At 52.7% G+C, this 22170-nt stretch carries 27 protein-coding genes, 1 tRNA gene and 1 pseudogene; 12 read left to right on the forward strand and 17 right to left on the reverse strand.

The window, feature by feature from the left end:
• The first annotated feature begins 483 nt into the window (after positions 1 to 483).
• The 3 genes from ACTHS4_RS10520 (at position 484) to ACTHS4_RS10530 (ending at position 2953) form a co-directional block, all read left to right on the forward strand.
• Positions 484 to 2019, forward strand: a complete 1536-nt coding sequence (locus ACTHS4_RS10520) for a sodium-dependent transporter (RefSeq protein ID WP_440365907.1) — start codon at positions 484 to 486, stop codon at positions 2017 to 2019.
• Positions 2019 to 2111, forward strand: coding sequence for a methionine/alanine import family NSS transporter small subunit (locus ACTHS4_RS10525; RefSeq protein WP_036472778.1), 93 nt, complete (start codon positions 2019 to 2021; stop codon positions 2109 to 2111). Before ACTHS4_RS10520 ends, ACTHS4_RS10525 begins: the two co-directional genes overlap by 1 nt.
• Before the next feature lie 308 nt (positions 2112 to 2419).
• On the forward strand, positions 2420 to 2953 hold the full coding sequence (locus tag ACTHS4_RS10530) for a hypothetical protein (RefSeq protein ID WP_440365908.1): 534 nt from the start codon (positions 2420 to 2422) through the stop codon (positions 2951 to 2953).
• Positions 2954 to 3033: 80 nt separating this feature from the next.
• On the opposite strand, the gene ACTHS4_RS10535 is transcribed toward ACTHS4_RS10530, so the two are convergent.
• Together ACTHS4_RS10535 and ACTHS4_RS10540 are read right to left on the reverse strand one after the other, a co-directional pair.
• Positions 3034 to 3729 (reverse strand): LrgB family protein, encoded by a 696-nt coding sequence (locus tag ACTHS4_RS10535; RefSeq protein ID WP_440365909.1) that lies wholly within the window; start codon positions 3727 to 3729, stop codon positions 3034 to 3036.
• Positions 3730 to 3744: 15 nt separating this feature from the next.
• Positions 3745 to 4218, reverse strand: coding sequence for a CidA/LrgA family protein (locus tag ACTHS4_RS10540; RefSeq protein WP_150536948.1), 474 nt, complete (start codon positions 4216 to 4218; stop codon positions 3745 to 3747).
• Between the two features lie 14 nt (positions 4219 to 4232).
• Here ACTHS4_RS10540 and ACTHS4_RS10545 point away from each other — a divergent pair, with 14 nt between their 5' ends.
• Together ACTHS4_RS10545 and mgtE are read left to right on the forward strand one after the other, a co-directional pair.
• Entirely contained in the window at positions 4233 to 5126 is an 894-nt protein-coding gene (locus ACTHS4_RS10545; RefSeq protein ID WP_440365910.1) for a LysR family transcriptional regulator, read from the forward strand.
• 242 nt (positions 5127 to 5368) lie between these two features.
• Positions 5369 to 6841 carry a magnesium transporter gene (mgtE, locus tag ACTHS4_RS10550; RefSeq protein ID WP_440365911.1) on the forward strand — a complete coding sequence of 491 codons (1473 nt, stop codon included), beginning with the start codon at positions 5369 to 5371 and terminating at the stop codon, positions 6839 to 6841.
• Positions 6842 to 6990: 149 nt separating this feature from the next.
• On the opposite strand, the gene ACTHS4_RS10555 is transcribed toward mgtE, so the two are convergent.
• Positions 6991 to 7257 carry a SemiSWEET family transporter gene (locus tag ACTHS4_RS10555; RefSeq protein ID WP_004518970.1) on the reverse strand — a complete coding sequence of 89 codons (267 nt, stop codon included), beginning with the start codon at positions 7255 to 7257 and terminating at the stop codon, positions 6991 to 6993.
• A 218-nt stretch (positions 7258 to 7475) separates the two neighbouring features.
• Here ACTHS4_RS10555 and ACTHS4_RS10560 point away from each other — a divergent pair.
• Positions 7476 to 8005, forward strand: a pseudogene (locus tag ACTHS4_RS10560) (IS1595 family transposase); the annotation flags it as partial.
• 20 nt (positions 8006 to 8025) lie between these two features.
• Here ACTHS4_RS10560 and ACTHS4_RS10565 read toward each other — a convergent pair.
• Positions 8026 to 8424 (reverse strand): hypothetical protein, encoded by a 399-nt coding sequence (locus ACTHS4_RS10565; protein WP_440365912.1) that lies wholly within the window; start codon positions 8422 to 8424, stop codon positions 8026 to 8028.
• 192 nt (positions 8425 to 8616) lie between these two features.
• On the opposite strand from ACTHS4_RS10565, the gene thiE reads away from it, so the two are divergent.
• Genes thiE through ACTHS4_RS10585 form a run of 4 tightly spaced genes read left to right on the forward strand, consistent with a single transcriptional unit; the run spans position 8617 to position 10666 of the window.
• Entirely contained in the window at positions 8617 to 9234 is a 618-nt protein-coding gene (gene thiE, locus ACTHS4_RS10570; RefSeq protein ID WP_440365913.1) for a thiamine phosphate synthase, read from the forward strand.
• Positions 9235 to 9276: 42 nt separating this feature from the next.
• Positions 9277 to 9471 carry a sulfur carrier protein ThiS gene (gene thiS / locus ACTHS4_RS10575; RefSeq protein WP_440365914.1) on the forward strand — a complete coding sequence of 65 codons (195 nt, stop codon included), beginning with the start codon at positions 9277 to 9279 and terminating at the stop codon, positions 9469 to 9471.
• Positions 9472 to 9529: 58 nt separating this feature from the next.
• Positions 9530 to 9823: a YciI family protein gene (locus ACTHS4_RS10580; RefSeq protein ID WP_039861865.1), complete on the forward strand. Its 294-nt coding sequence runs from the start codon at positions 9530 to 9532 to the stop codon at positions 9821 to 9823.
• Positions 9824 to 9877: 54 nt separating this feature from the next.
• Positions 9878 to 10666: a thiazole synthase gene (locus ACTHS4_RS10585; protein WP_128582656.1), complete on the forward strand. Its 789-nt coding sequence runs from the start codon at positions 9878 to 9880 to the stop codon at positions 10664 to 10666.
• Between the two features lie 72 nt (positions 10667 to 10738).
• Here the strand turns inward: ACTHS4_RS10585 and ACTHS4_RS10590 are convergent, their stop codons facing one another.
• The 10 genes from ACTHS4_RS10590 to ACTHS4_RS10635 all read right to left on the reverse strand — a co-directional run bounded on the left by ACTHS4_RS10590 (position 10739) and on the right by ACTHS4_RS10635 (position 16615).
• On the reverse strand, positions 10739 to 11506 hold the full coding sequence (locus ACTHS4_RS10590; RefSeq protein ID WP_440365915.1) for a uracil-DNA glycosylase family protein: 768 nt from the start codon (positions 11504 to 11506) through the stop codon (positions 10739 to 10741).
• Positions 11500 to 11943, reverse strand: coding sequence for a ribosomal protein S18-alanine N-acetyltransferase (rimI, locus tag ACTHS4_RS10595; protein WP_371460503.1), 444 nt, complete (start codon positions 11941 to 11943; stop codon positions 11500 to 11502). The genes ACTHS4_RS10590 and rimI overlap by 7 nt, the downstream gene beginning before the upstream one ends.
• Complete coding sequence (gene tsaB / locus ACTHS4_RS10600; protein ID WP_371460504.1) at positions 11940 to 12614, reverse strand: tRNA (adenosine(37)-N6)-threonylcarbamoyltransferase complex dimerization subunit type 1 TsaB; 675 nt, start codon at positions 12612 to 12614, stop codon at positions 11940 to 11942. Before tsaB ends, rimI begins: the two co-directional genes overlap by 4 nt.
• Positions 12615 to 12776: 162 nt before the next feature.
• The gene (locus ACTHS4_RS10605) at positions 12777 to 13451 is read right to left on the reverse strand and encodes a glutathione S-transferase family protein (protein WP_371460505.1); all 675 of its coding nucleotides are present in this window, start codon (positions 13449 to 13451) and stop codon (positions 12777 to 12779) included.
• 8 nt (positions 13452 to 13459) lie between these two features.
• On the reverse strand, positions 13460 to 13855 hold the full coding sequence (locus tag ACTHS4_RS10610; RefSeq protein ID WP_070825750.1) for a hypothetical protein: 396 nt from the start codon (positions 13853 to 13855) through the stop codon (positions 13460 to 13462).
• Positions 13856 to 15022 carry a beta-ketoacyl-ACP synthase III gene (locus tag ACTHS4_RS10615; RefSeq protein ID WP_070825749.1) on the reverse strand — a complete coding sequence of 389 codons (1167 nt, stop codon included), beginning with the start codon at positions 15020 to 15022 and terminating at the stop codon, positions 13856 to 13858.
• A gap of 19 nt (positions 15023 to 15041) precedes the next feature.
• Positions 15042 to 15287: a GNAT family N-acetyltransferase gene (locus ACTHS4_RS10620; RefSeq protein ID WP_070825748.1), complete on the reverse strand. Its 246-nt coding sequence runs from the start codon at positions 15285 to 15287 to the stop codon at positions 15042 to 15044.
• A gap of 34 nt (positions 15288 to 15321) precedes the next feature.
• On the reverse strand, positions 15322 to 16230 hold the full coding sequence (locus tag ACTHS4_RS10625; RefSeq protein WP_440365916.1) for a dialkylrecorsinol condensing enzyme: 909 nt from the start codon (positions 16228 to 16230) through the stop codon (positions 15322 to 15324).
• A 102-nt stretch (positions 16231 to 16332) separates the two neighbouring features.
• Positions 16333 to 16530, reverse strand: a complete 198-nt coding sequence (locus ACTHS4_RS10630; protein ID WP_141761449.1) for a hypothetical protein — start codon at positions 16528 to 16530, stop codon at positions 16333 to 16335.
• A gap of 9 nt (positions 16531 to 16539) precedes the next feature.
• Positions 16540 to 16615, reverse strand: a tRNA-Phe gene (locus tag ACTHS4_RS10635).
• 204 nt (positions 16616 to 16819) lie between these two features.
• Here ACTHS4_RS10635 and ACTHS4_RS10640 point away from each other — a divergent pair.
• A complete protein-coding gene (locus ACTHS4_RS10640) occupies positions 16820 to 17380 on the forward strand; it encodes a hypothetical protein (RefSeq protein WP_070825746.1) in 561 nt (186 codons plus the stop codon).
• A gap of 46 nt (positions 17381 to 17426) precedes the next feature.
• Here the strand turns inward: ACTHS4_RS10640 and coaD are convergent, their stop codons facing one another.
• The 3 genes from coaD to ACTHS4_RS10655 all read right to left on the reverse strand — a co-directional run bounded on the left by coaD (position 17427) and on the right by ACTHS4_RS10655 (position 19172).
• Positions 17427 to 17939, reverse strand: coding sequence for a pantetheine-phosphate adenylyltransferase (gene coaD, locus ACTHS4_RS10645; RefSeq protein ID WP_070825745.1), 513 nt, complete (start codon positions 17937 to 17939; stop codon positions 17427 to 17429).
• Positions 17940 to 18046: 107 nt separating this feature from the next.
• Complete coding sequence (locus ACTHS4_RS10650) at positions 18047 to 18733, reverse strand: Bax inhibitor-1 family protein (protein WP_070825744.1); 687 nt, start codon at positions 18731 to 18733, stop codon at positions 18047 to 18049.
• Between the two features lie 163 nt (positions 18734 to 18896).
• The gene (locus ACTHS4_RS10655) at positions 18897 to 19172 is read right to left on the reverse strand and encodes an oxidative damage protection protein (protein WP_003682648.1); all 276 of its coding nucleotides are present in this window, start codon (positions 19170 to 19172) and stop codon (positions 18897 to 18899) included.
• 128 nt (positions 19173 to 19300) lie between these two features.
• Between ACTHS4_RS10655 and glnE the strand changes: the two genes are divergently transcribed.
• On the forward strand, positions 19301 to 21985 hold the full coding sequence (gene glnE / locus ACTHS4_RS10660) for a bifunctional [glutamate--ammonia ligase]-adenylyl-L-tyrosine phosphorylase/[glutamate--ammonia-ligase] adenylyltransferase (protein ID WP_440365917.1): 2685 nt from the start codon (positions 19301 to 19303) through the stop codon (positions 21983 to 21985).
• Positions 21986 to 22170 lie beyond the last annotated feature (185 nt).

Consider the following 22170-nt stretch of genomic DNA (forward strand, 5'->3'; position numbering starts at 1 on the left):
TTCTTGATTACAACATGCAACAGTGAAATTTTCAGACGGCCCGAATTGGACGGAAGGAAAACAGGCCGTCTGAAACATTTTGATGACAGGGGATTTGAATGCGTTGGGTTGCCGCTTTTCCTTACGGGATAAGGGAAAGGCGGTTTGCGGCGAGGGCGGTTGTCAGTGGGAAGGGGAGGGAAAAACGGGGCTTGGGTGTTGCGTTTGGCTTGTATATAAAGAAGTGTATGAAGATTTTAGTCGTAGTGCATGAAGATTTTCCTTGCGATTTTAATGCAATACTGACTTGCCAACAGTGTTAAATTTTTTTACGATAAGGTCAGATTATGTTTGCATGGCCATAAGCGGTGCATTCTTTAAATACCGGATATTATCCTTGTCCGAATATCTATTTTAACCGACCGGTTTGTCCGGCCTGATTCCTAAATATATACGCGCAAGGCTCAACGGCCTTGGCGACACTCGACTTTTAAGAGGTTCATCGTGTCAAATTCTCAATCCAGCGAACGCGCGACGTTTAGCAGTCGCCGCGCCTTTATGTTTGCTGCCATCGGCTCGGCCGTGGGCTTAGGCAACATTTGGCGATTCCCTTACATCGCTTTCGACAACGGCGGCGGTGCTTTCGTCCTCCCTTACTTGGTTGCGCTGTTGACGGCAGGTATTCCGCTGTTGCTGCTCGACTACGCTATTGGTCACCGTTACCGCGGTTCGCCTCCTTTGGCTTTCCGCCGCCTCGGCCGTTTGTTTGAGCCGATGGGTTGGTGGAACTTCCTGACCAACGTCATCATCTGTATCTACTACGCCGTGATTGTCGGCTGGGCGGCAAGCTATGCCTATTATTCTTTGACTTCGGCATGGGGTGCGGATCCGCAGGCATTCTTCTTCAAAGACTTCCTGCAAATGGCCGATGCCAAAGACTTGGGCTTGGATTTTGTCGGCAAAGTGGCCGGTCCGCTGATTGCCGTGTGGGTGTTTACGCTGGCGATTATGGCTTTGGGCGTGCAAAAAGGCGTGGCCGGTGCATCCACATTCTTCATGCCTTTGTTGGTGGTGATGTTTGTCATCATGGTGGGCATCGCCCTGACCCTGCCGGGTGCGGCAAAAGGTTTGGACGCTTTGTTTACGCCTGACTGGAGCCGCTTGGCGGATCCGAAAGTCTGGGTAGCCGCATATGGCCAGATCTTCTTCTCGCTCTCCATCTGCTTCGGCATCATGATTACTTATTCTTCTTACCTGAAGAAAAAAACCGACTTGGGCGGCACAGGCTTGGTTGTCGGCTTTGCCAACAGCAGCTTCGAGTTGCTCGCCGGTATCGGCGTATTCGCAGCATTGGGCTTTATGGCTCAAGCCGCAGGCAAAGAAGTCAGCGAAGTGGCATCCAACGGTATCGGTTTGGCGTTTATCGCGTTCCCGACCATCATCAACCAAGCGCCGATGGGCGCGTTGATCGGCGTGTTGTTCTTCGGCTCGCTGGTGTTTGCCGGTGTGACTTCCATGATTTCCATCGTTGAAGTGATTGTGGCCGCAATTCAAGACAAAATGAACATCGGCCGTGTCAGCGCAACGCTGATTGCTGGCGTTCCCATGGCGATTATTTCTACCTTGCTGTTCGGTACGACCACCGGCCTGCCTGTGTTGGACGTATTGGACAAATTCATCAATACTTATGGCATTGTGGCTTCCGGTTTTGTTTACGTTTTGGCAATTGTCTTGTTGAACAAGCTGCCGGAACTGCGTAACCACTTGAACGCGCTGTCTTCCATCCGTGTCGGCAAAGTGTGGACAGCCAGCGTGGTGGTTACCGTCGCCATGCTCGGCTATATGCTTTATCAGGATACTGCCGGCCTCTTAAAAGAGAATTACAGCGGCTATCCTGACAGCTTCCTCAATATCTTCGGCTGGGGAATGGTAGGCGCCATCCTCGTATTGTCGGTCTTGCTGTCATTCTTGCCGTGGAAACACGGTCAGGGCTTCAATGTCAAAGACGAACATGAACACGAACGTGAAGGAGACGAATAATGAGTACTTCAGCCATTATTATGATGCTTGTCGCATTGATCGTCATTTGGGGCGGATTCATCGTCTCCGTCCTGCGCCTGCCTAAAGAATAAGGCTTGGGCAAATGAAAGGGCCGTCTGAAACTTAAATTTCAGACGGTCTTTTTGCGACATGACGGGAAAAGTGGGAAAGAAGGATTCCCCTGATTGGCGGGGTAGTCTGGAAATTTGATTATGTATTATTGATTATGATGTGTAAATTATATCTATTTGTTTTTAAAAGATTTTAGTCCGATTGTCGTTTTAATGAACCGTTGTTCCCTTTGGCCCCTACCTGCTGTTTTCTTTGTTTTAGAATAAAGGCTCTCATCGACCTGATGGGGCATTGGGTATAGCAACTGTTTATTTTTAAGGAGAGTTCCGTGGCTAAAGTATATCAACCAGGTACAGAAATTGATTCTAAAGATTTTGTTTTCGGTCTCGATCCGCGCGAGTGGAATGGCTTTTTTTCAAAAGGCATAGGGTCGGATAATGGCCATAATGAGCATGTCTTCCGTCTCGATCCGCGCGAGTGGAACGGCTTTTTTTCAAAAGGAGTAGAGTCCGATCATGGTCATAATGAGCATGTTTTCCGTCTTGATCCGCGTGAGTGGAACGGCTTCTTTTCAAAAGGAATAGAGTCTGATAATGGCCATGACGATAATGGGCGTATCATCCGCCTTGATCCGCGCGAATGGGAAGGTTTCGAGCCTGCGCTGCCGGCCTCCAAGCCGATATTGGAAACTAAGGCTTTTAGTGGAGATGAGCTTTTGAGCCGTGCGTTTGGTGAGGCTGATCCTCTTGATTCTTCTGCCGGTCTTTCCTCAGGCAATGCGACCTATTCAAGCAATGGTACAGGTTCATCTGCGTTGGATACCATTCATGATTTAGCAGAGGCTTCTATTTTTAAACTGTAATCGTTCCATAATATAAAAGGCCGTCTGAAACCGATATGTGTTTCAGACGGCCTTTTTGTGTATGGTCATCGGGACGAAGCCTAACTCATCATCCAAATTACCAAATGCACCATGGTTGGTCCAAACAATACCATAAACAGTCCGGCCAAAATCATGGTCAGACTCGCCATGACGCCTTCGGTTTCGTGGCGTTGTCCGGCGCGCGATGTGCCGAAGCCGTGGGCGGCATTGCCGAATGCCACGCCGTTGGCGGTGTGGAAACGGATGCGGGTAAAGGCCAAAAACAGGTCGCCGAATATCATGCCGACAAAGCCGGTGATGATGGTGAACAGGGAAACGAGCGAAGCGGAGCCGTGGATTTCGCTGGCGAGGACGACGGCAAACGGCGTGGAGATGGAACGCGCCATCAGGCTGTTGGTCACTTCGTTGTTGAAGTGGAACATATGGCTCATGAGGAATGCGCTGACTACGCCGACAAACATGCCCACCATAATGGCGATGGACAAAATAGGCAGTTGGCGGCGGATGACTTCGCGGTTTTCATAAATGGGGACGGCAAAGGCAACGGTAACCGGAGTGAGCAGGAAGACGATGCCTTGGGTATATTTGTGGTAGGTGTCGTAATTGATGCCGAATGCCAGCAGCAGGAGGATGGTGCTGATGGAGACGGTAACGACGGGGGAGAAAATCATTAAGGGTTTTTTGCGGTGGATTTTTTTGGCAACGATGTAGGCGAAACAGGTCCAAATCAGGCAGGCGAGGGCGGTGTAGTCCATTTTTATTCTCTATTTTTAGGAGTGGAGTTTTTTGTAGAGGCGGCGTTTCCAGCGGTAGCAGAAATCGAGGGTCAGGGCGGTGCTGATCATCACGAGCGCGGTGCCGACGGCGATGGTCAAAATCAGCTGCCAACCTTCGGACATTAGCAGGTCTTGATATTGCAAGACGGAAACCATAATAGGGATGAAGAAAAAGACGAGTTCGCCCAATGCCCATTTTGCGCCGCGGTCAACCATGCCCGGGCGGATAATGCCGAGCCCCAAAAGGGCAAGCATGAGGAACAAGCCCAATACGCCTGAAGAAATAGGCAGATGCGTGAAGCGGACGATAAGGTCGGAGACGCCCCATACTGCGCCGATGATGGCAAGCTGCAAGGCCGTCTGAAAAAATCTGGTGAGGGAATCCATGATATGGGTGTGTGTTGAATGAAAGGCTTGATTATAGAAACCTAATTTCTGCATAATATGAATTATTAAACGAATAATCATGCCTTAGAGGAATAATGGACTTCAAAAGCCTGTATTGTTTTGCCGAACTCATCCGCCTGCAAAGTTTTTCGGCCACGGCTTCCGCGTTGAATTTGACGCAGCCGACGGTCAGCAAAATCATTCAGGCTTTGGAAGAAGAATTGGGCGTACCGCTTTTGTGCAAAGAAAACGGACGCAAAAAGCGGCAGGTACAGCCGACCGCAATCGGTGAAGAAGTCTATCGCCACGCGTTAAACCTTCTACACGAACGCGATTTGCTACTGGCCCGCATTGACGATTACCGCCATGTCAAAGGCGGGACGCTGCGTTTGGGTTTGGCCTTGTTTGGCAGCGATTTGCTCGGGCAGGCTTTGTTTGATTTCCACCACAAATGGCCGGACATCGAATTGTCGTTTTTGGAACAAGGCTCACTCGCCATCGAGCAATCCCTGCGCAACAACGAACTCGATGCCGGGCAGCTGCTCGCGCCGGTTCACGAAGACTTCGACAGCATCACTTTGTGCGACTATCCGCTGGTGGTCTTGATGCCGAAAAATCGGGCGAGACACGATGCGCTGAAGCTCAAAAGCCTGCAACACGAGCCCTTCATCCTGTTCGGTGCCGGCTTTTCCCTCAACGAAACCATTCAGACGGCCTGCCGCAATCAAGGTTTTACACCCAACGTTGTTTGCCGTACCGGGCAATGGAATTTGGTTGCCGACATGGTGGCGCACAATATGGGCATTGCCCTACTGCCCGAATACTATGCCCGAAAAATCAATCCCGATGTCTTTGCCGCCATTCCTTTGGTCGAACCCGAAATCCGCTGGCAGCTTACCATGGCATGGAAAAAACACCAACGCCCGACGCCGGCCTTAAGGGCTTGGTTGAATGTGGTCAGAGAAGCGTTTGGCAGGAGAAACAAATAAAATCAAATCATCAGGCCGTCTGAAAAAAGGGATCGATATCACCCGATTTCAGACGGCCTTCCTCGTTAAAAATGGTAAAACGGCCTAAAAAAGAGTAGAATATGCACCGTTTACAACTCTGCGCCTCTCAGCAGGCTCGAATTATGGACCTTCCCAGTTCGCCTTTGAACTTCCCATCAGACACACAACAACAATAATCATCCCGCCGAAATGCCTCCCCGCGTCCGGCGGGCGGAGCATTTATGAGCATCGAACAAACCCCTCCGAATCTTGACCATACCCCCGACAATGATGCGGTGGAAGACAGCATTTCTGACGATCGCATCTCTGACGATATCGACCGCATCCACGCCTTATGCGAAATCCTCGAGCCGTCCTTCGAACAAATCGAAGCAGGCGTGCCGATTGAAGACGAAAGCCTGCGCGACAAGTTCACCGAGCTGACCGTCCTCTTGGCCGAGCTGCACCCTGCCGACGTGGCCGCCGTCTTGGAATCCCTGCCGCCGCGCGAGCGTAACATCGTCTGGCTTTTGGTTGCCCCGGAAGACGACGGCGAAGTCTTGCTGGAAGTATCCGACGCCGTACGCGAAACGCTGATCGAGTCCATGGACAAAGACGAGCTGTTGGCCGCCGTCGATGATTTGGACGCAGACGAATTGGCAGAACTGGCAGACGACTTGCCGCACCAAGTGGTGTACGAAGCGCTGCAAACGCGTGATGAAGAAGAACGCGAGCAGGTCAAAGCGGCGATGTCTTACGAAGACAACCAAGTCGGCGCGATTATGGACTTTGAATTGGTCAGCATCCGCGCCGATGTGGCGTGTGAAGTCGTGTTGCGCTACTTGCGCCGTTTCGACAGCCTGCCCGACCATACCGACAAGATTTTCGTGGTTGATGAAAATGACGTGTTGCAAGGCGTGCTGCCCATCCGCAAACTCTTGGTCGCCGACCCCGAAGACATGGTGGCGGACGTGATGGCCACCGATGTCGTGCGCTTCCGTCCCGAAGACGACGTGGAAGAAGCGGCGCAGGCGTTTGAACGTTATGACTTGGTAACCGCGCCGGTTGTCGATGAAAACAAAAAGCTGATCGGCAGGATCACCATTGACGAAATGGTGGACGTGATCCGTGAAGAATCCGAAGCCGACATGTTTAACATGGCCGGTTTGCAAGAAGAAGAGGACTTGTTCGCCCCGATTTGGGACTCGGTGAAAAACCGCTGGATGTGGCTTGCCATCAACCTGTGTACCGCCTTTATCGCCAGCCGCGTGATTGGCGCATTTGAAGGCAGTATCGAGAAAATCGTCGCACTGGCCGCGCTGATGCCCATCGTCGCCGGTATCGGCGGCAACTCTGGCAACCAAACCATCACCATGATCGTCCGCGCCATGGCGATGGGACAAATGACCAGCACGCAGGCAGGCCGCCTGCTGAAAAAAGAAGTCGGCGTCGCCCTCGTTAACGGCATTATTTGGGGCACCGTGATGGGCGTGATTTCATGGCTGCTCTACGGCAACATCGGCATAGGTTTGGTCATGGTGGCCGCGATGACCTTGAACCTTTTGCTGGCCGCGACCGTCGGTGTCCTCATTCCCGTTATGATGGACAAAGCCGGACGCGACCCAGCATTGGGCAGCTCGGTGCTGATTACCGCGGTTACCGACTCCGGCGGCTTCCTGATTTTCTTGGGATTGGCAACCATATTCCTGTTGTAATAGGAAAAAAGGACGTGTTCGACACGTCCTTTTTCAAACCGTTTAAAAGGCCGTCTGAAATTTCAATTTTCAGACGGCCTTTGCTGTTTTTTAAAGCTTTACATCATGAGGGCGTTTAGTTTTGGGGCTGACGTAGATTAGCCCCTTGTTTAAAGCGAAGTCAGAAAAGTCAGAAATCCCAATATCACGCCGACTGCGTTGGGTATAATCAGAATCCAGTCTTTCCGAGGTTCTTTGCTCCAACCGTACAAAACCCAAATCAGACAGGATACTGCTGCAAACAGGGGTTGCCACGGCTGCGCCTTTGCCCCTTGCATATTGGCGATAATTTGGGGGATATAGGCGACAAATACGAAAATACCTATTGCCGCTCCTATGCTGCCGACAACGGTATTGAATTTTGCTTTGCTTATCATGCTGGTAAGTCTCCTTTTAATATGAAAATCGAGGCGGTAGATAATATGGGCAGGCTGACTCAGCCGAGGGAACAGCCGCAGCCGCAATGATGTTCGTGGCCTTGGCCATGTTCGTCCGAATCTTCGGCAAGCAGGGCTTCGTAGTCGCCGCTTTCAATCAGGCTGACCAGTTCTGCCGGACTTTCCGCGCCTTCTACCTAGTCGCAGGATAAATAACTCTATTCTACCGCAAAATATGTATGTCATCATCCATCATTTGGCCTTGGCTGCCGATGAGGTTTTCGAGGGCTCTGTCGAGCTGGACGAAAGCTATTTCGGCGGACAGCGTAAAGGCAGACGTGGTCGAGGTGCGGCAGGAAAAGTGGTTGTCTTCGGCATTCTGAAACGCAACGGACGGGTCTATACCGTTGTGGTGGATAATGCCAAGTCTGAAACGTTATTCCCTGTCATCAAAAAGAAAATCATGCCGGACAGCATTGTTTACACGGATAGCCTGAGCAGCTATGATAAGTTGGACGTGAGCGGTTTTATCCATTACCGCATCAACCATTCCAAGGAATTTGTCGACCGTCAGAACCACATTAACGGCATTGAGAATTTTTGGAATCAGGCAAAACGTTTCTTGCGAAAATACAACGGAATCGATCGCAAATCTTTCCCGCTGTTCTTGAAAGAATGCGAATTTCGATTTAACTTCGGCACACCGTCTCAACAGCTTAAAATCCTGCGAGATTGGTGTGGAATTTAGGGCTAATCTACGTCAGCCCCTTAGTTTTTGATGACGTTTATGGCGTAATGGGCAGTAGTGTTGCGGCGGGCTTGGGCGCGCATCATATAGACCTGCACTTTATATTTGCCCGATTGGGTGGCGATACTGTCAAATTTATCGCCTTGGGTCGAGCCGTCAAATACGGCTTCATCGCCTTTGGGTGCCCATACGTTGAAATAGGCATTGGGGCTGCCGGTTTTGCTGATGCGCAGGCGGTCGCCATTGCGTACGGAGAACGAATGCTCGGCGGTTTGATAGCAGGTGATTTTGCCGGAAAAACGCTGCTTGGTTTGTTTGTGTGCCAAAGCTGGTTTTGGAGCTTCCGCTTTAGGCGTGGCGGCATTTGAATAAGTGGCAAACAGGAAGGGAAGGGCGGCTAATAAGAGAAATTTTTTCATGGGTTGGGTCTCCGAATGTGGGACGCCAATATGGCACTCATTTGAATAAAATCATCAATATTTTCATATTTTTATAAAGCCAAAGCCGAATAGGGCAATATTCATTTTTTCAATCAGGCCGTCTGAAAACAAATATTATTCAGACGGCCTTTTCTGATAATATAACAACGAATTATTCCTTTCGGAGCCGTCATGACCTTCCCGCCACTCAAATCCCCCCTGAAATTTTACGCCGTCGTTCCCACTGCCGACTGGGTCGAGCGCATGGTCAAAGCAGGTGCTGACACGGTGCAACTGCGTTGCAAAACCTTGCATGGTGACGAGTTGAAACGTGAAATCGAACGTTGCGTCGCTGCCTGTCAAAATAGCGCAACCCAGCTTTTCATCAACGACCACTGGCGCGAGGCGATAGAAGCGGGCGCATACGGCGTACATCTCGGACAGGAAGACATGGACACCGCCGACCTTGCCGCCATCGCCGCCGCCGGTTTGCGCTTGGGTTTGAGTACGCACTCCGTAGCCGAACTCGACCGCGCCTTGTCCGTGCACCCTAGCTACGTCGCCAGCGGCGCAATTTTCCCGACCACGACCAAACAAATGCCCACCGCCCCGCAAGGTTTGGATAAACTGCGCGAATATGTGAAACAGGCTCGCGGCACGCCCGTCGTCGCCATCGGCGGCATCGATTTAAACAACGCCGAAGATGTGCTGGCAACCAGCGTTTCCTCGCTCGCCGTCGTCCGCGCCGTGACCGAAGCGGAAAATCCCGAAGCCGTGGTTAAAGCATTTCAGGCTTTGTGGGATGAATAAGGCCGTCTGAAAATAAGAAGCCCGATAAGAGGAGTAAACATCATGAAGATTATATTAAACAATGAAACCATCACGTTAAACGGCACAACCGTTGCCGACCTTATCGCCCAAACCGTGCCGCAAAAGCCTTTTGCCGTTGCCGTCAATACCCATTTTGTCGCCAAAGGCGCGTATGCGGAAACGGTTTTAAACGAAAACGACAAAGTGGACATTGTGCGCCCCGTAGTCGGCGGATAAGCGGTTTTACTGCGCGTATAGCTGCGCTATTGGTTTAATGCTGAGAAAAGGAAAAGAAATGTTTATCGTATCGTTGGAATATATTAAAGACTTGGCTGCGGTTGAAACCTACCTGTCCGAGCATATTGCGTATCTCGAACGGTATTATCAAGCAGGTGTATTTGTTATGTCTGGACGCAAACAGCCGCGGACAGGCGGCATTATCCTGATGAAAGCATCAGGCAGGGAACAGGTGGAAAAGTTAATTGCAGAAGACCCATTTCACCGAGAAGGCGTAGCGAAATACACGATTACCGAGTTTATTCCGACCAAGGTCGCCGAAGGACTTGAAAACTATTTGGAAACTATCTGAACCGATTTTTCAGAAGGTTATTGCCCAAAAAATAATATTACAAAGGAATCCATCATGTTTACCCTATACGGAGAAACTTTCCCTTCACGGCTGCTGCTCGGTACGGCTGCTTATCCGACGCCGGAAATCCTCAAGCAGTCTGTCCAAATCGCGCAACCGGCGATGATTACCGTTTCATTGCGCCGTGCCGGCAGCGGCGGCGAAGCGCACGGGCAGGGTTTTTGGTCGTTGTTGGAAGAAATGGGCGTACCTGTGTTACCTAATACCGCAGGCTGTCAAAGTGTGCAGGAAGCCGTGACCACTGCGCAAATGGCGCACGAAGTGTTTGATACCGATTGGATCAAGCTCGAACTTATCGGCGATGATGACACGTTGCAGCCGGATGTGTTCCAACTGGTTGAAGCGGCGGAAATCCTGATTAAAGACGGCTTCAAAGTGCTGCCTTATTGCACCGAAGATTTGATTGCCTGCCGCCGCCTGCTCGACGCAGGCTGTCAGGCGTTGATGCCGTGGGCGGCGCCGATTGGCACGGGTCTGGGCGCGGTTCATGCTTATGCGCTGAAAGTCTTGCGCGAACGCCTGCCCGATACGCCGTTGATTATCGACGCGGGTTTGGGTTTGCCTTCGCAGGCGGCACAAGTGATGGAATGGGGTTTTGACGGCGTGCTGCTGAATACCGCCGTTTCCCGCAGCGGCGATCCGGTCAATATGGCACGCGCTTTTGCGCTTGCGGTCGAGTCAGGCCGTCTGGCTTATGAGGCGGAACCTGTGGAGGCGCGTGAGAAAGCGCGCGCCAGTACGCCGACGGTGGGTCAGCCTTTCTGGCATTCGGCGGAATATTGAAAAACATTAGGGCGTGTCGAACACGCCCTTTTTTGTTGGTGAAAAAACCTGATTTCAGGTTGAACAGAATGTTCAGACGGCCTTGGTCAAAAGCTGTTTCAATGGCTTTAAGATTTGCCATGCCTGCGCTTTGAGTTGCGGCTGCATCAGTAGGCGGGCAGGGTGGGGAATGACAAAATGCGGCCGCTCTGCGCACAATTCGTTCATTAGCCCGATCATGTCGGGGCTGTCGAAGATTTTGCCGAGAAACAATACTGCGCGCGCTTGCGAAGCGGTAAGCTCGTTTTGCATTTCGGCAAGCTCGGCGCGGATGTGTTCGGCATCGGGGAGAGCGGTAAATACGGGCGCGGTTTTGACCCATGCGGTTTTGTGCGCCTGCTCGGGTTTGAGTCCGATGGCGGCGAGGATGTTGTCGAGAAGCGTGCCGACGTCGCCGCTAAACAGCGTACCGTGCAGGCTGTCTTCGGTGGACGGGCAAATGCTGACCACCATGATTTCAGACGGCCTGATGGTTACGTCAAGGCGGGGCAGATTGTCTGAATGCGCGGCTTTTTCTGTTTTTGCCGGTGTTTCGACGATGGCTTTGGGTGCCGCTTCGGGAGCGCGGACAGCCGGTTTGGCCGTTTGCGCAGTGGCAATGGCGGCAGTGCGTGCCTGATGTGCACCTGCGGATAAAGTGCGCACGGCTTGCGCGGTATCAGCGGCAATGGTTTTGGGGCGGACGGGTGCGGCTGATGCTGCGGCTTGAGGCGCGGCATGGATGATTTTGGCGTTTTGGTTCAGCCACATCGGGCCCAAGCCCAAGGCTTCGTGCAGGTGCAGGTAGCGGCTGCTTAACATGATTTCTCCATCAATACGGCATCTTCGCTGCCACCGTCGGGCAGGGCGTAGTAGTTTTTGCGGCGGCCGCAGGTTTGGAAGCCGTATTTGCGGTAGAGCTGTTGCGCAGTTTCATTGCTTGCGCGGACTTCGAGCAGTAATCGGATTGTACCTTGCTGTTGCACTGCGTTTTGCCAGTGTTGCAACAGAGCGGACGCAATGCCTTGGCGGCGGTATTCGGGCGCGACGGCAATCAGGTGCAGCTCGGATTCGTCAAATACGGTTTGCCACACGATAAAGCCGGTAATTTGGTGGTCGGTCTGGCTGAGCCAAACGCTATCGGGATGGTGTTGAACCGCCGATTCAAACTGCTGCGCCGTCCACGACGAAGGATTGCCTTGTGCGTCGATGGCGGCAAGGGTGGGGCAGTCGGCAAGTAAGGCTGGGCGCAGGTTCACGGTTTGGCCTTTTGTTGGGCTTGCTCTTGCGCGGTCAGGGCAATTTTGTTGCGGACGTAGAGCAGCTCGGCGTGCGCGGCGTCAGTAGCAAGATAGCGGCCGCTGTGGGCAAGTTTGAGATAGTCGGCGGCGGTCGGCATATCGGCTTGACCGTCAAAAGGCGGTTTGTCGGCGAGGGCAAAGGCATTGCCGATGCCGCCGCTAGGCGTTTTGCCCTCGGGCGCGGTAATGGCGGCGGCTTTGCCAACCGTGTAATCGCTCAAGCGGACGTGGTTTTGCGTATCAAACCATGCGTAGAACACTTCGCCCATACGCGCATCTGTGGCTGCCAGTACACAGCTTGATGGCGGCAGCAGCGAAGCGGCGGCATCGAGGCAGGGAATGCCGATCATGGGCGTGTCAAACGGCGTGGCCAAACCTTGTGCAACCGCCGCGCCGATACGCAGGCCGGTAAATGCGCCGGGGCCTTGTGCATAAACGATGCAGCCCAAATCGGCGACCGTGATGCCCGCTTCTTTGAAGAGGCACTCGATTTGTGGCAGGATTTGTTCGGATTGCTTGGTGCCGACGTTTTCGTGAAACAGGCGGACTTCACCTTGATGTTCCAATGCGATGGACAGAAAGGATGTGCTGGTGTCAATGGCAAGAGTCGGGTGGTTGTCGGTTGGCATGGTGTTATTTTTTAGAAGGATATGGTTTGCCATTATAGTGGAACGGCGAGGGGGAACAAAGCATTCGGGCGGCGCTTGGATAAAAACGCCGTTTGCCGCAAAGCTATTCGATAAGTGAACCAATGTTTCAGGCCGTCTGAAAATGTTTCAGACGGCCTTGTTTTATTTGTCAAGTTTCAATAAAGGCGAACCTGCTTTTTCAACGGCGCGGCGGTAGGCTTCATGCGCTTCGATGCGCTGCAAATAAGCACGGATATTAGGGTAGTCGGCAAAGTCGAAGCGGTCGGCCGCGGCTTGCAGCGGATAGCTCATCATGATGTCGGCACCGCTGAGGCTGTTGCCGACCAACCATTCGCGGTTTTCCAACTCGCTGTCGATGTGGGAAAGATGCAGGGCGGCTTGCGGATGGATAAAGCTGCTTTTGACGCTGCCGCTGATTTTGCGGGCAATCGGTTTGACGAAAAACGGCATGGGCGCGCTTTCAATCCGGCGGAACACCAGTCCGAGCAGCAATAACGGCATTAGCGAACCTTCGGCATAATGCAGCCAGCGTTGATATTGCCAGTATTCGCGACTGCCGCGTTCGGGCATCAGACGGCCGTCGCCGTAGGTTTGAATCAGGTAGTCGGTAATCGCGCCGCTTTCCGCCAAGATAAAGCCGTCATCATCCAACAAGGGCGATTTGCCCAAGGGATGGATGGCTTTGAGTTCGTCAGGGGCGAGCAAAGTGTCAGGATGACGGCGGTAGGTTTGCAGGCGGTAGGGCATACCGAGGATTTCAAGCAGCCAAACAATGCGCAGGGCGCGGGATTGGTTAAGCGAATGTAGGGTAATCATGAGAGGCTTTAAATATCGGTTTGTTTGAGGTCGTCTATGCTGATTTGGCAGGCATCAGCGTATTTTTGCAGGGTTTTGACCGGTAGTTTGGCGAACACTTCGGGGCGGAAATGCCGACGAAGCTGCCATTTCCATACACCTGCCGCCATGGCCAAGCCGGTTTCATCATAACGGCAGCGGAACATATGGTAGTACAGCGGCGAATATTCGCCTTTTTCGACGGTTTCGCGCGCGGCCTGCGTTTGGGCATCGAGTTCGCACACCGCCATTTCGGTGGCGTAGGCTTCATCCTGCCAACCGTTGCTGGTGGCCGCTTCGTAGTGGCCGTCGCGGGTGCCGTAGATAACTTTGCGGTGGCCGTGGTAGCTGGCGCTGTTGTCTTGAGGGATGTCGTCAATCTTCATTCAGACGGCCTTTACTACTTCCAAAAGCATGAAACATGTTGAAAAGCGTCCGCTTTCCGGAACGTAACACAGGATTTTTTGGCCGTGTTCGATGGGAAAGGTGCGCAGAAATTCTTCAAGGATGATGTAAATCGAGGCCGAACCCGTGTTGCCTTTGCTGTGCAGATTGGTAAACCATTTTTCCTGCGGAATGTCGAAGCCGATGTTTTTCAGGCCGTCTGAAAGGCGGTCGCGGAAGAAGCCGGAAGAGTAGTGGGGTAGAAACCAATCGATTTCTTCGGCGCGGATGCCGTGTTTGGCGGCGATTTGGGAGAGGGGTTTTTCCACCGTATAGCGGACGATGTTTTCATTCAGCAGTTTGACGTCCTGCTTGACCGCCATCAGGCTGTGGCGGCGGCCGTAATCGGCATCGGCGTGTTTCCAGCCTTCAAATACGCCGTCGCGGAATTCTGCGCCGGCATACATGCAGGGCGGCATTTCGTTGGCGTAGGAAAGCAGGTCTATCCAATGGATTTTCAGGCTGAGGCCGTCTGAATTGGGGCGGTCGGACAGATACACCGCGCCTGCGCCGTCAGACAGCATCCAGCGCAAAAAGTCTTTTTCAAACCCGATTTCGGGGGAAGCGTTTTCCAGTTTTTTATGGTCGGTTTCGCTTTGAAACACTTCGCCGCGCATGACCGCCGAGGCGTTTTCGGAAGCAACGGAAACTGCATGTGCGTGTTCGCCGGTACGCACAGCGTTGTAGGCGTGTTTCATCGCCGCCATACCTGCCGCGCATACGCCTGCCATGCTGAACACTTCGCAAGGCGGCATATCCAGCAAACCATGCACCATCACGCCGTGTCCGGGCATGGTTTGGTCAGGGTAGGAAGTGGCGCAGGCCAGACTGCCGATGGCTTCTGCAGGAACGCCTTGGGCAAACAGGCCGTTGACCGCTTCGGCAGCCAATTCAGCATTGGTGTGCGTCGTGCGGCGGCTTTTAGGATCGATGGCGTAGTGGCGCGACAAAATGCCGTTGGAACGCAAAATCATACGGCGCACGCGTGAAGGCACATCGCCTGCCATGCCGAGGACGGCTTCCATTTCGTCATTGCCGACAGGGGCATTGGGCAAAAAGGCAGAAACGCGGTTGAGATAAACGTCTTTGAGTGTGTTATTCGATGTCATGATGTGTTTGTCAAAATAATCAACCGATAAACCGCGCCGCGTAGTCGCAGCTTGCAGTCAACGGGATGTGGTGTGTTTCGGCGTACTCCATCAGCGTGCTCACCAGCAGTTTGGCAATGCCGCGATGACGGAAGTTGGGCGAGACCACGGTATGGTTTATGTCCCAGCCGCCGTTGTGTTCGGTATAGCTGATGTAGCCTGCTTCCAAACCGTCAATATCGATTTGAAAACGACGGCGTTCGGGGTAGTAGATAACTTCGGGCATGATGGATTCCTAGTTTGAGGCCGTCTGAAACGTATCATCTTCCTGACGGTTGTTCATAATAGTCCGCCAGTTTTTTCAGACGGCCTTTGAGCAGCGGATGCAGCAGTTTTTTTAAAATTACGCTGACGGGCAAAACCACCAAAATCATCGCCAATAAAAAGATGATGTAGAAGCACAGCAGCGCACGGCGCAAGAGCGGAGAAATACGGCCTGCCGCCATCAAAAGCTTGCCCCAGACGAAGAAGCTGCGGCCGGCGGCGCGTTCGCTGAAAATCAGTTTTTCATTGACTGTCACTGCGCCCATGTTTTGAAACAGGGTTTCGTCCAAAGGCTGTTGGTTCAACAGTGCATCGCGTAATTTCGTACCAAACCGAGCCGCATCTGCCAATTCTTCTTCAGCAATGCCGGCAGAGGGCAGGGAGCGGAAATAGCGTTTGTCGCCGGTCAGCATCCATGCGGGCGTAGTAATGAAACTTGCCGCGCTGTTGCAGTCATCGATTTTTACGATGTTGCCGATGAGTTTGGCGCCGTTTTGTTTCAGTAAAGATTTCATTTTTTCCTGCGCGCCCAGCCACATATTGCGGCAGCTAATAAGCGTGATGACCGGTTTGCCGTCCAGCAGGCGGCGCGTTTCTTCGCGTTGCAAAAAGGCGGTAATCGGTTGCGAAGGAGAGAGGAACCAAACGGTGTAGGCAATGACCACCGCATCGTAATCTTCGGATGGAATTTGCGGCGGCAGAATCGGGGCGGGTTTTAAATGGACGGTTTCCGGAAAGGTATCGAAAAAACGCCAAAACGGCCACGGAAACGGAAACGCCTGCTCCGGTACGATATTGACGCAATCGACCTGTACGCCGGCTGTTTGCAACGGTACGGCAAAATTCTGCGCCAGGCTGGAGAGCTGCCCCGTTTGCGAGTAATGCACAATCAGCACTTTTTTCATTATCTTCCCTGCAATGAGTAAGTTATGGTTGGTTTGGACGGTATTATATAGTAAACCGACCTGCCTTGAACTTTATTCATATTCAGTATGTTCGCGAAGGTTTCAGCCGATTCGGATGGAAGCGCCGTATTCTGTCGGAATGGGGTGGTAAGGCGGATTTTTATGCCATGCCAACATGAACAACGGCCGTCTGAAATTTTTCAGACGGCCTTGTGTGGAAATCGGGACGCATGGTCCGGAACGGGATTTGCGCTTAAAGCATGCGTGCAAATCGTATAGATAAAAAAATAACCGCTTCAATGCGGTTGGTGGTGGCCAGAGGCGGAATCGAACCGCCGACACACGGATTTTCAATCCGTTGCTCTACCAACTGAGCTATCTGGCCTTCGCGTGTTTCGTTGCGAGATGTGAATTAAACCAAATTTCGTTGCCTTGTGCAAGCGTTTGTAGGCTTTATTTTTGAGGGGGTAAATTAAGATTTTGTTTTGTATTGAATTATTTTTCGTTTTAATTGGTGGGTTTTAGGTTTGCCGGTTTGATTTTCAGACGGCCTAAGATACAATCGGCTTTTTTGCTTTGGATTTATGCCATGCTGTATATGTTTGTTCGTGATATGTGGGATGTTTTGCGTTTGCGCTATCGTTCGCCGGAGACGTATTTGTATTCGCCTTTGGTGATGGCGGCGGTGCTGCTGCTGTTGGGTGTGGTGAACGCGGCCAGCATGTCGCCTTTGTTTGGCAGTGGCGCGGCGGCGGTGTGTCTGTCGGTGATTTTGGTAATTGTGAAATGGTTGGTGTTGAGCCGCTCGATGCGCAAGGTGCTGCATTCTTACGGTGCGCCCCGGCTGCCTTTGTGGGGCTTTATTTTGGTGTCTGAGGCTTTGCTGCTGCCGCTGTTGCTGGTGTTGTATGTGCCGGCGTTGGCTGTGTTTGCGCTGTTGTGGCAGGCTTGGGTTTTTGTGGTGCAGGTACGCGGTTTGATGTGGATGGGGAATGCAACGGTAGGCCGTGTTTTGGTGGGTTATGTGTTGTATGGTATCGGGGTGCTGTGCGTGGGTACGGTGATTTTGATGCTGTTTATTGCCGCCGGTTGGTTGGATATGGAAACGTTGAATCAAAACCTGCAGGCGTTGACGTCTGCCCGTAAATAATCAATGAAAATTGGAAGGCCGTCTGAACATTTCAGACGGCCTTTGTTTATGCGTTTGTTTCGTGGTCTTGCAGGATTTTTTGATAGACGGGGTCGGGGAGGTAGCGGCCTATCATGTCGCGCCAGCCTTGGGGGCCGACCAGGCCTTTGACCATGGTGGAGGATACTTCGGCTATTTCGCGCGGCGGCATCAGGAAGACGGTGGAGATTTCGGGGGCGATGTCGCTGTTGATGTAGCGCATCGAGCGTTCGTATTCGTAGTCGGCGGCGGAACGGATGCCGCGGACGATGAAATTGGCCTTGGCTTCGCGGGCGTAATCGACCAAAAAGCGGTTTTCAAACACGCTGATGCGGACGTTGGGGAAGGGGTGGGTAATGGCATCTAGCATGGCGCGGCGTTCTTCTATGGTGTAGGTGCTGCGCTTTTCGGGATTGGTGCCGATGGCGACGATGAGTTCGTCAAAGAGGGATTGGGCTTCCTGTATCATCCACAGGTGGCCGAGGGTGGGTGGGTCGAAGCTGCCTGCGTACACGGCACGGCGCGGAGTGGTCGTGGTCATTTTGGGTTGGGAATGGGGTTTGTGTGGCGTTCAGGATAGGGGAGTTTGCCGGTGATGTCAAAAATCAAAAAGGCCGTCTGAAATTTCAGACGGCCTTTGCGGCTTGATCAGTCGTCACCGCTGAGAGAGATGAGGATTCTCAAGAGGCTGCTGAAAATGTTGTAGATGGAGATGAAGATGGTCAGCGCTGCGCTGATGTGGCTGTCTTCGCCGCCATCGATAACGGTACGTACCTGCCACATAATCATCAGGGAGCTGAAGACAACGAAGCCGACAGCAATGGTCAGGCTCAGGGCAGGGATTTTGAGTAAGAGGTTGGCCACAACGGCAATCATGAGCACGATGGCGCCGGCGCCGAGGAAGCTGCCGAGTTTGTTCATGTTCATTGTGGTGCGGCGCGCCATGGCGGACATGGTGAAGAATACACCGGCGGTCATGGCGGCGGCCGTACCGACGATTTGCGCGCCGTTGTTAATCGCCAGGGCGTATTGCAGCATAGGGCTGATGGCAAGGCCCATGCCGAAAGTGAAGATCATCAACAGGGCGATGCCGACGTTGCTGTAACGGTTTTTCTCGATCAGGGAGGTCATGCCGTAGAAGAAGCCGAAGAAGGCGGCCAGGGCAACATAATATGAACCGAACATGGCGAAAATGTTAAAGCCTGTTTTGGCGGAAAAGAACGCGCCGGCAATGGCAGGAATGAAAGACAGGCCGAGCAGGCGGTAGGTTTTTTGCAGGACAGTATTTTTGGCAACCGAGCCTTGCGAGGTATAGTCGTAAACGTCGTTTTGCATGGCGTTTGCTCCAGTGTGGATTGAAATGAATGAAATTTGGATTTTAACAGAGAATCATGGGTTTGTATGATTTATCTGTTCTATTTGCCTAATATGCGGGGCAATCGGGAATTTTAAAGGCCGTCTGAAAATCGGGTTTCAGACGGCCTTGGCTTTTCAATGCTTATTTAGGCTCTTGCGGAACGTAGCCTTGTACGGCATCTGCGCCGTCGCCGAAGAAGTATTGTTCCATTTGCTGTGCGAGGTATTCGCGCGCGCGTGGATCGGCAAGGCTTAGGCGGTTTTCGTTGATGAGCATGGTTTGGTGGCGGGTCCAAGCCATCCATGCTTCTTGGGAAACGTTTTCAAAAATGCGTTTGCCCAATTCGTTGGGCAGCGGCGGAAATTTCATGCCTTCGGCTTCTTTGCCGAGTTTGACGCAGTGAACCATACGGGTCATGGCGGTTTCCTTATGTGGGGTTGCAAAGGTTGGTATTTTAGCCGATTGCACGGATAGGGGAAAGCGTGGGTTTAAGACGGCCTGAAACCTTGCTATGATGGTTTTTTCTGTTTATTCAGGCAAAGATTATGAACCGCCTCGATACTGCCCGCCGTTATTCCCTTTTTCTCGCCCGCCAGCTCGACAACGGCAAACTCAAGCCCGAAATTTTCCTGCCCATGTTGGACAAGGTGTTGACCGAAGCTGATTTCCAAGCCTTTGCCGACTGGGACAAAATCCGCGCGGAAGAAAACGAGGAAGAATTGGCGCGGCAGTTGCGCGAGTTGCGCCGTTATGTGGTGTCGCAGATTATCGTGCGCGATATAAACCGCATCAGCGATTTGAACGAAGTGACCCGTACGATTACGCTGTTTGCCGATTTTGCCGTCAATACCGCATTAGACTTTGCCTACGCCTATTATCAGGACATGTACGGCACGCCGATCGGGCGTTATACGAAATCGCCGCAACATTTGAGCGTAGTAGCGATGGGCAAGGCGGGCGGCTATGAGTTGAACGTGTCTTCCGACATTGATTTGATTTTTATCTACCCCGAATCGGGCGATACCGACGGCAGGCGCGAACGGGGCAATCAGGAATTTTTCACCAAAGTCGGGCAGAAACTGATTGCGCTGCTGAATGACATCACCGCCGACGGGCAGGTGTTCCGCGTCGATATGCGGCTGCGGCCGGACGGCGATTCGGGCGCGCTGGTGTTGAGTGAAACCGCGCTGGAGCAATATTTAATTACGCAGGGTCGCGAATGGGAACGCTATGCGTGGTGCAAAGGCCGCGTGGTTACGCCGCATCCGAACGACATCAAAGCGCTGGTACGCCCCTTTGTGTTCCGCAAATATCTGGATTACAGCGCGTATGAAGCAATGCGTACCCTGCACCGCCAAATCCGCAGCGAAGTCAGCAAAAAGGGCATGGCGGACAACATCAAACTCGGCGCAGGCGGCATCCGCGAAGTTGAATTTATCGCCCAGATTTTCCAGATGATACGCGGCGGGCAAATGCGCGCGCTGCAACTGAAAGGCACGCAGGAAACGCTGAAGAAACTTGCCGAGCTGGGCATCATGCCGTCTGAAAACGTCGAAATCCTGCTGGCTGCCTACCGATTCCTGCGCGACGTCGAACACCGCCTGCAATACTGGGACGACCAACAAACCCAAACCCTGCCCACTTCGCTCGAACAGCAACAACTGCTCGCCGAAAGCATGGGTTTCGACAGCTATGCCGCCTTTTCGGACGGCCTCAATGTTCATCGGAACAAAGTCAATCGGTTGTTCAACGAAATCTTGAGCGAACCCGAAGAGCAAACGCAAAGCAACAGCGAATGGCAATGGGCATGGCAGGAAAAGCCCGATGAAGAAGAACGGCAAGGTCGTCTGAAAGAATATGGGTTTGATGCCGAAACCATCGCCACACGGCTCGACCAAATCCGCAACGGCCATAAATACCGCCACCTTTCTGCACACGCCCAGCCGCGTTTTGACGCGATTGTGCCGTTATTGGTACAGGCGGCGGCAGCGCAACCCAATCCGACCGATACATTAATGCGGCTGTTTGACTTTCTCGAAAACATCAGCCGCCGCTCCGCCTATCTTGCTTTCCTCAACGAACATCCGCAGACCTTGGCGCATCTGGCACAAATCATGAGCCAAAGTTCATGGGTAGCGGCGTATCTGAGCAAATATCCGATTCTGCTGGACGAACTCATCAGCGCACAGCTTTTGGATACCACGTTTGACTGGCCGGCCCTTGCCGCCGCACTTTCAAACGACCTCAAAGCCTGCGGCGGCGATACTGAAGCGCAAATGGACACATTGCGCCATTTCCAACACGCCCAAGTCTTCCGCCTCGCCGTTCAAGACCTTGCCGGATTGTGGACGGTTGAATCACTTTCCGACCAGCTTTCCGCCTTGGCCGACACCATCCTCGCCGCCGCCGTGCCGTGCGCGTGGGCGGATATGCCCAAAAAACACCGCGACACGCCGCAATTTGCCATCATCGGCTACGGCAAACTGGGCGGTAAAGAGCTCAGCTATTCCTCCGACCTCGACTTGGTCTATCTTTATGACGACCCTCATCCCGATGCAGGCGACGTGTACAGCCGCCTTGCCCGCCGCCTAACCAACTGGCTTTCCGCCGCCACCGGCGCAGGCAGCCTCTACGAAACCGACCTGCGCCTGCGCCCCAACGGCGACGCAGGTTTCCTCGCCCACAGCATCGCTGCCTTTGAAAAATATCAGCGCGAAAACGCATGGACATGGGAACACCAATCCCTTACCCGCGCCCGTTTTATCTGCGGTACGCCTGATGTTCAGACGGCCTTCGACCGCATCCGCACCGAAATGCTGACCGCCGAACGCGACCAAACCGTTTTAGCAGGCGAAATCATCGAAATGCGCGAAAAAATGTTCCCCACCCATCCGCCTGCCGACAGCAACGTCAAATACGCGCGCGGCGGCGTGGTCGATGTTGAATTTATCGTCCAATATCTCATCCTTGCCCATGCCCGTCAGTATCCGCAACTCTTGGATAACTACGGCAACATCGCCCTGTTGAACATCGCCGCCGACTGCGGCCTCATCGACAAAACCCTCGCCGAACAAAGCCGCACCGCCTACCGCTTCTACCGCCAGCAGCAACACAACACCAAACTGCGCGATGCCAAAAAAACCGAAGTGACGGAAGAATTGCTGACCCATTACGGCAATGTGCGAAAACTGTGGCAGGAAGTATTCGGAGCAGAAGTGAAGTTCGGATAAACAGGCGGACGTATTCAGCGTCAAAGCCTGCACGGCAACACAATTTACTGCCACGACAAATTCACTCTAAATAGTAGGTTTTATGTAAGGAAGATATTTTTATAAAAGCTGAGACCTTTGCAAAAAAGCCCTTCCTTCGACAGCTGAAACTCCAAAACAGGTTTTCGTCTATTTCCGCTCCTAAT

Origin of the sequence: Neisseria sp. P0014.S009 (assembly GCF_051958155.1) — a bacterium.
Classification (GTDB): domain Bacteria; phylum Pseudomonadota; class Gammaproteobacteria; order Burkholderiales; family Neisseriaceae; genus Neisseria; species Neisseria flavescens_C.

What these genes read in the sequence shown, in the direction of transcription:
- ACTHS4_RS10525 (WP_036472778.1), top strand. Translation starts at nt 2,019, where the DNA reads ATGAGTACTTCAGCCATTATTATGATGCTTGTCGCATTGATCGTCATT.
- glnE (WP_440365917.1), top strand. Translation starts at nt 19,301, where the DNA reads ATGAACCGCCTCGATACTGCCCGCCGTTATTCCCTTTTTCTCGCCCGC.
- ACTHS4_RS10610 (WP_070825750.1), bottom strand. Translation starts at nt 13,855, where the DNA reads ATGAAGATTGACGACATCCCTCAAGACAACAGCGCCAGCTACCACGGC.
- ACTHS4_RS10650 (WP_070825744.1), bottom strand. Translation starts at nt 18,733, where the DNA reads ATGCAAAACGACGTTTACGACTATACCTCGCAAGGCTCGGTTGCCAAA.
- ACTHS4_RS10565 (WP_440365912.1), bottom strand. Translation starts at nt 8,424, where the DNA reads ATGAAAAAATTTCTCTTATTAGCCGCCCTTCCCTTCCTGTTTGCCACT.
- ACTHS4_RS10620 (WP_070825748.1), bottom strand. Translation starts at nt 15,287, where the DNA reads ATGCCCGAAGTTATCTACTACCCCGAACGCCGTCGTTTTCAAATCGAT.
- ACTHS4_RS10580 (WP_039861865.1), top strand. Translation starts at nt 9,530, where the DNA reads ATGTTTATCGTATCGTTGGAATATATTAAAGACTTGGCTGCGGTTGAA.
- ACTHS4_RS10615 (WP_070825749.1), bottom strand. Translation starts at nt 15,022, where the DNA reads ATGACATCGAATAACACACTCAAAGACGTTTATCTCAACCGCGTTTCT.
- ACTHS4_RS10555 (WP_004518970.1), bottom strand. Translation starts at nt 7,257, where the DNA reads ATGATAAGCAAAGCAAAATTCAATACCGTTGTCGGCAGCATAGGAGCG.
- ACTHS4_RS10590 (WP_440365915.1), bottom strand. Translation starts at nt 11,506, where the DNA reads ATGTTAAGCAGCCGCTACCTGCACCTGCACGAAGCCTTGGGCTTGGGC.
- ACTHS4_RS10545 (WP_440365910.1), top strand. Translation starts at nt 4,233, where the DNA reads ATGGACTTCAAAAGCCTGTATTGTTTTGCCGAACTCATCCGCCTGCAA.
- ACTHS4_RS10585 (WP_128582656.1), top strand. Translation starts at nt 9,878, where the DNA reads ATGTTTACCCTATACGGAGAAACTTTCCCTTCACGGCTGCTGCTCGGT.
- tsaB (WP_371460504.1), bottom strand. Translation starts at nt 12,614, where the DNA reads ATGCCAACCGACAACCACCCGACTCTTGCCATTGACACCAGCACATCC.
- ACTHS4_RS10640 (WP_070825746.1), top strand. Translation starts at nt 16,820, where the DNA reads ATGCTGTATATGTTTGTTCGTGATATGTGGGATGTTTTGCGTTTGCGC.
- coaD (WP_070825745.1), bottom strand. Translation starts at nt 17,939, where the DNA reads ATGACCACGACCACTCCGCGCCGTGCCGTGTACGCAGGCAGCTTCGAC.
- thiE (WP_440365913.1), top strand. Translation starts at nt 8,617, where the DNA reads ATGACCTTCCCGCCACTCAAATCCCCCCTGAAATTTTACGCCGTCGTT.
- thiS (WP_440365914.1), top strand. Translation starts at nt 9,277, where the DNA reads ATGAAGATTATATTAAACAATGAAACCATCACGTTAAACGGCACAACC.
- mgtE (WP_440365911.1), top strand. Translation starts at nt 5,369, where the DNA reads ATGAGCATCGAACAAACCCCTCCGAATCTTGACCATACCCCCGACAAT.
- ACTHS4_RS10535 (WP_440365909.1), bottom strand. Translation starts at nt 3,729, where the DNA reads ATGGACTACACCGCCCTCGCCTGCCTGATTTGGACCTGTTTCGCCTAC.
- ACTHS4_RS10605 (WP_371460505.1), bottom strand. Translation starts at nt 13,451, where the DNA reads ATGATTACCCTACATTCGCTTAACCAATCCCGCGCCCTGCGCATTGTT.
- ACTHS4_RS10540 (WP_150536948.1), bottom strand. Translation starts at nt 4,218, where the DNA reads ATGATTATTCGTTTAATAATTCATATTATGCAGAAATTAGGTTTCTAT.
- ACTHS4_RS10655 (WP_003682648.1), bottom strand. Translation starts at nt 19,172, where the DNA reads ATGACCCGTATGGTTCACTGCGTCAAACTCGGCAAAGAAGCCGAAGGC.
- ACTHS4_RS10625 (WP_440365916.1), bottom strand. Translation starts at nt 16,230, where the DNA reads ATGAAAAAAGTGCTGATTGTGCATTACTCGCAAACGGGGCAGCTCTCC.